The 5054-nt window shown below is 60.6% G+C and carries 5 protein-coding genes; 2 read left to right on the forward strand and 3 right to left on the reverse strand.

Annotated features, from left to right (window positions below; all coding sequences use genetic code 11):
* The first annotated feature begins 97 nt into the window (after window positions 1-97).
* Window positions 98-922 (forward strand): alpha/beta hydrolase family protein, encoded by an 825-nt coding sequence (locus PA598K_RS05830; protein ID WP_128656037.1) that lies wholly within the window; start codon window positions 98-100, stop codon window positions 920-922.
* A 121-nt stretch (window positions 923-1043) separates the two neighbouring features.
* Here the strand turns inward: PA598K_RS05830 and PA598K_RS05835 are convergent, their stop codons facing one another.
* The 3 genes from PA598K_RS05835 to PA598K_RS05845 form a co-directional block, all read right to left on the reverse strand.
* A complete protein-coding gene (locus tag PA598K_RS05835) occupies window positions 1044-2432 on the reverse strand; it encodes an ABC transporter substrate-binding protein (RefSeq protein ID WP_128656038.1) in 1389 nt (462 codons plus the stop codon).
* 67 nt (window positions 2433-2499) lie between these two features.
* The gene (locus PA598K_RS05840) at window positions 2500-2820 is read right to left on the reverse strand and encodes a 4Fe-4S dicluster domain-containing protein (RefSeq protein WP_128656039.1); all 321 of its coding nucleotides are present in this window, start codon (window positions 2818-2820) and stop codon (window positions 2500-2502) included.
* Window positions 2817-4433, reverse strand: a complete 1617-nt coding sequence (locus PA598K_RS05845) for an FAD-dependent oxidoreductase (RefSeq protein WP_128656040.1) — start codon at window positions 4431-4433, stop codon at window positions 2817-2819. Before PA598K_RS05845 ends, PA598K_RS05840 begins: the two co-directional genes overlap by 4 nt.
* 344 nt (window positions 4434-4777) lie before the next feature.
* Here PA598K_RS05845 and PA598K_RS37785 point away from each other — a divergent pair.
* A partial coding sequence (locus PA598K_RS37785; protein WP_260405288.1) for a pyridoxal-phosphate dependent enzyme occupies window positions 4778-5054 on the forward strand: 277 nt, incomplete at its 3' end.

Raw genomic sequence — 5054 nt, forward strand, 5'->3', positions numbered from 1 at the left:
CTTTCGTAATTCAGGTTTAATATCCTATAGGAATAATATGAATAATATGACCGTTCAAACGGAAGTCGATTACTCTCGTATAAGGAGATGAGGGAACATGTCGAATCAAGCGACAAGTACGGCAACCTTTGAACTGCATGTGACAGACCGATTGAAGCTTAGAGGCAAGGTAAGAGTGCTAGAGGACGGCAAGGCGAAGCCTGTCGTCGTGTTGGCGCATGGTTTTCGCGGCTTCCAGGATTGGGGCTTTTGGCCGGAGGTGGCGGAGCGGCTGGCAGCGGCAGGGTATTATGCGGTTACGTTCGACTATTCGCGCATCACGGCCTGGGAGGAGGGGCTTGAGGAGCCGGCCGTGGCTGCGGCAAGTACGGTAAGCCAGGATCTGATCGACCTCTCCGTCCTGTTCCAGGCGTTGCACGCCTCTCGTCTCCCGCTCTCTGCGGAGGCCGACGCTTCGCGGACGACCTTGCTCGGACATAGCCGTTCCGGCGGCAGCGCCGTTATCTATGCGAGCGAGCAGCCTTCTCAGGTGGTCGCAGTGGTGATCTGGAACGGCGGCGCTTCGCCTGTCCACGATCTATCCTCTCCCGACCTGACGCCTGTGCAGCGAGCGGTGGCGCTCGATCAGCAGGCGCATGCGGAGCGGTTCGCAGTAGGTCGTCGCTTCGTGCAATTGCAGCAGCCTGCGCTGATTGTCCAGGGCGATCGGGACCGTGAAGCTTTGCTCGATTTTGTGAACGGCCTGAAGGAGGCGGCGCCTCATCAGACCTATGTGTTTGTGCCGAACGGCGATCATACCTTCGGTGTCGCTCATCCGTTGGAGGGAGCGACTCCGGAGCTGGAGGCTGCTTATGCAGCGACGCTCGATTTTCTGGACGAGCGCTTCCGTTCCGAGACCGGACGCACTGCCCAGGGCGCCTGAACGTTCATAGGCGGGAAGCGCAGCACTAGACCAAAAGGCAGGAATGGCGGTGCAGGGATAACCCCTGGCACCGCCATTTTGGCGCTGTAAGACGAGCTTCGGTTCGGACGACAGCCCTGACTTACTTGGCGTCTGTCGCACGCAGCCGGGTTACTTCGGCGTTGATGTTCTCCTCAAGCTTGCGCAACGCAGTATTGACGTCGACGCCACCCAGCGCTAGCGAGCGGTAAGCCTCTGTGACGTATTTGGCGACCTGGGCTTCATATTCATGCGGCTTGTGCAATTGTACGCCGCGCGCCTTGAAAATATTGTCGATGTTCTTGCCTTGCAGATCGGGGACATCGGCGCCGAATTGGCGCTCGATCGCATCGCCGGCAATCGCAGGCAGTCTGCCGTTGCGCGAGAGGATCGTCTGCACCTCGTCGGAGAGAATATGGGCGATGACCTGGAAGGCCTGCTCCTTGTGCTTGCTCTGACTGGCTATGTAGAGCGAGTGGATATTGACCTCCTTGCTGATACCGAGCGCCTCGGGGAAGTTGGGGACCGGCGCGATATCCCAATTGATCGGATCGCCCTGCTGGCGCAGCTCCTCCAGCGTCCCGACCATATTGGCGATATAGCTGGGCCGCATCGCCAATATCCGGTCGGTGATGAAGCTGTCCTTGTTGTATAGATAAGTTTCGCCCTGGATCGTGCCGGGGACGTCGAACACCTGCTTTTGGAACTCGAACACCTTCTGCCACTCCGGCGTATGGACGACGGCCTCGCCGGTCTCAGGATCGAGTGTGCCGAGCGCCAGGCTGCTCTGGAGATGGGCAGGTCCGGACGCGACCTCCAGACCGATATATTGGACGCCGTTGTCGGTGCGCGTCAGCTGTCGGCCGAGCGCCAGCGCTTCCTCCCAGGTCATCTGCTCGTCGGAAGGATACGGCACGCCGAATTTGTCGAAGATGTCTTTATTATAGTAGAGGATTGTGTCGTTGTCGTTGAAGGGCAACGCGTACAAGCTGTCGCCGTTTTCGCTATAAGCCTTGAGCGAGGCGAGGATATGCGGCTTGATGCGACTGGCGTCGAACTGCTGCTCGGCGATCAGATCATCGAGCCGGTAGTCCAGCTCGAGATCCCGCAGCTGATAGTAAGTGCCTGCGCTGGCATAGATGATATCGGGGATCTGGCCGGATGCGATCAGCTCGGGCAATCCGGTGCCTTGGGGCGGCGCGAGACGCTCGATCGTGATATGAGGGAATTTCCGCTTCGTCGGCTCCTCGACCATCAGACGGAACTCCGTCGCGGAGAGGTTGATCCCGTTCACAAAAAAAGTGAGCGTCAGCGGCGTTTCGGCCGCTGCGGCATCTCCACTCGGGCTTTCTCCCTGCAATGGGACGGCCGATCCGGCTGGCGATTGCGTCTGATCCGACGGCCCGCTCGACGTTCCCTGGCCGCAGCCGGCAGCCAGCAGCAAGGCTAGCAAAGTGATCGACGAGAGCGAATGAAAGGACTTGTGAGCCATCTGCTATCTCCTCCTTGATGTAAAGCATGATCTGTCCAATGGGGCCGGGGCACTTGGGCGATCGGGCCTACAAACGGCCTTCGAGCATGAGCGGGTGCCGGGTAATGGGCGTTCGTCCCGGACCCCAGCCGATCTGCTCGCGATAGCTGCCGAGCAGGTTGGCGTCAGCCAACGTGGCCTCCTCCAGCGGCTCGCTTTGTTCGGGATGGGGGGAGACGTAGAGCGCATCGGCCGGGCAGTACAGCTCGCACATAAAGCAGGTCTGGCAGTCGTCCTGTCTGGCGATCGTCGGGACGCCGCTGGGCGTCTTGTCGAACACATTGGTCGGGCATACCGACACGCACAGATTGCAGGAGATGCATCGGGTATCGCTGACGATCTCGATCATACCAAGGCGACCTCCTCTGCCGCGACAGCCTCTGTCCGCACACGGATGACGTCTAGTCCGCTGCTGATCAGGCGGTAGCGTTGCTGCTGGTCCAGCTTAGGGTAATCGAGACGCTTGTGCATGCCGCGCGTCTCTGTCCGCACCCGCGCACTCTCGTACATCCAGCGGGCGGTCGCGGTCATCGCGGCAGCCTCCCGGGCTTTGTACGCCTGCTCATCCAGGGTGATCGGAGCGTCGCGGATGTCCCGCCATAGACGATCCAGGCGGCCGAGCGAGGCGTCGAGCCCGGATTGGGTGCGGAACAGATTGCGATCATAGGGATGAACCTCATCCTTGACAGCCCTCACCACATCGGCGGTCTGCGTCGAGGCTGCGCTCGCCCGCGTGGTCAGCGGCATGGTGGACAGCCCCTTGAGCTGGCGTGTCGGGGCGTGCGCGCCGAGCGTCTGCGCATAGGCGGCTGCGCCCTCGCCGGCAAAGGAGCCGGAAGCCATCGCCCAGGCGGCATTGTGGCTGCCGCCTCCGGTGAAGCCGCCGCAGATCAGCTCCCGGGTCGCGGCATCTCCGGCTGCGTATAGGCCAGGTACGGCGGTGCCGCAAGCTTCAGTTGTGATGTGGATACCGCCGGTGCCACGCACGGTGCCTTCGAGCCGCAGCGTGACGGGGAACAGATCGCGGAAGGGATCGATGCCGACCCGGTCGAACGGCAGGAAGAAATTCGTCTGGCCAACCCGAAGGCGAGGCTTGAGCTCCTCGGGAGCCTGATCCAGCCGGGCGTATACCTGTCGGCCCTCCTGCAGATTGCGGGCGATAATCGAGCGCCCGCGCTGCGAGCCGGCGCCTTCGACGATAGAGCCATCCTCGTAGTAGAAGGAAGCGTAACGGTAATAAGCTGTTTTGGTGACCGAGGCAAAGGTCGGCGAGATTGCGTAGGCGTTGGAGAACTCCATGCCCGACAGCTCGGCCCCAGCCTCAGCGGCCATCAGGTAACCGTCCCCGGTCAGCACGTTGCAGCCGAGCGCCTTGCTCAGGAAGGCGCAGCCGCCGGTGGCGATGACGACAGCGCCGGCCCGCACCTCCCAGTGCCCGCCTTTCTGTGTGCGGATGCCGCGCGCGCCGCCTACGCCATGCTCGTCGGCCAGCAGCTCCAGCGCCGGACTATGATCGAGGATCTTGACGCCCGCGCGCAGCGCCAGCTTGCGCATCAGCCGCATATACTCGGGGCCTTGCAGCCCCCGTACGACCCCGGCGCCGGAAGCATCGATCGGGAACGGGTAGCCCCAGTCGGCGAGCTGATGCATCCGTTCAAAAGCCTTGTCAAGGACGCGATTCATCCAGGATTCCTCGGCCAGACGGCCTCCCATCTCATAGCGGCTCATCTTGGCTTCGTAGCGGAGCTGCGGATCAGGGGGGATATACCATACGCCGGTCCCGGAAGGAGCCGTCGCCCCGCTGGAGCCGCAGTACCCCTTGTCGGCCAGGACGACCTTGGCCCCGGTCCGGGCTGCCGTCAAGGCGGCCCAGGCCCCTGCCGGACCTCCGCCAAGCACGAGCACGTCGGCGTACAACACCAAGCCCGAGGGAGCCAACTGCACGGTTTCGCTTGCGTTCATCTTGTTCTCCACCTTTCCTTGGACACAAAATAAGCCATCTCAGAAACGGCTCCAAAAGGAGGCCACAATCCAGATGACTGGTCAATGTCGACTTATGCTCAGTAAGAAACTGGGTTAAGTCGGATATTGGTTATCAATTTAGCATGGAAGCCCTGGAGTGTCAATGGGCAGTCCGGATTCAAATTTAAAAAAAGATAGTTGTCAAGCAAGAGAGCGCATGCTATAGTAATTAAAAGCTTACAATATCACTTGGAATAATTGGTTTTGCGTTCGGCCGTACAAACGGAGATGCGCTTCCTGCTTGCGGGAGAGCGCATTTTTATTTTTTTAGGAGGGATTGCGATATGGCGCACATCGTCAACAATATTACCGATTTGATCGGAGAAACGCCGTTGGTTCGTTTGAACAAGATTGTCCCGGAGGGCAGTGCGGAAATTTATTTGAAGCTGGAGTTTTTTAACCCCGGCAGCAGCGTCAAGGACCGCATCGCGCTGAGTATCATCGAGGAAGCCGAGCGCGAGGGCAAGCTGCAGCCGGGCTCGACGATCGTCGAGGCGACAAGCGGCAATACCGGTATCGGGATCGCGCTCGTCGCCGCCGCCAGAGGCTACCGGGCGATCC

Origin of the sequence: Paenibacillus sp. 598K (genome assembly GCF_003851045.1) — a bacterium.
Lineage (GTDB): Bacteria > Bacillota > Bacilli > Paenibacillales > Paenibacillaceae > Paenibacillus_D.

What these genes read in the sequence shown, in the direction of transcription:
- PA598K_RS05830 (WP_128656037.1), top strand. Translation starts at nt 98, where the DNA reads ATGTCGAATCAAGCGACAAGTACGGCAACCTTTGAACTGCATGTGACA.
- PA598K_RS05840 (WP_128656039.1), bottom strand. Translation starts at nt 2,820, where the DNA reads ATGATCGAGATCGTCAGCGATACCCGATGCATCTCCTGCAATCTGTGC.
- PA598K_RS05835 (WP_128656038.1), bottom strand. Translation starts at nt 2,432, where the DNA reads ATGGCTCACAAGTCCTTTCATTCGCTCTCGTCGATCACTTTGCTAGCC.
- PA598K_RS05845 (WP_128656040.1), bottom strand. Translation starts at nt 4,433, where the DNA reads ATGAACGCAAGCGAAACCGTGCAGTTGGCTCCCTCGGGCTTGGTGTTG.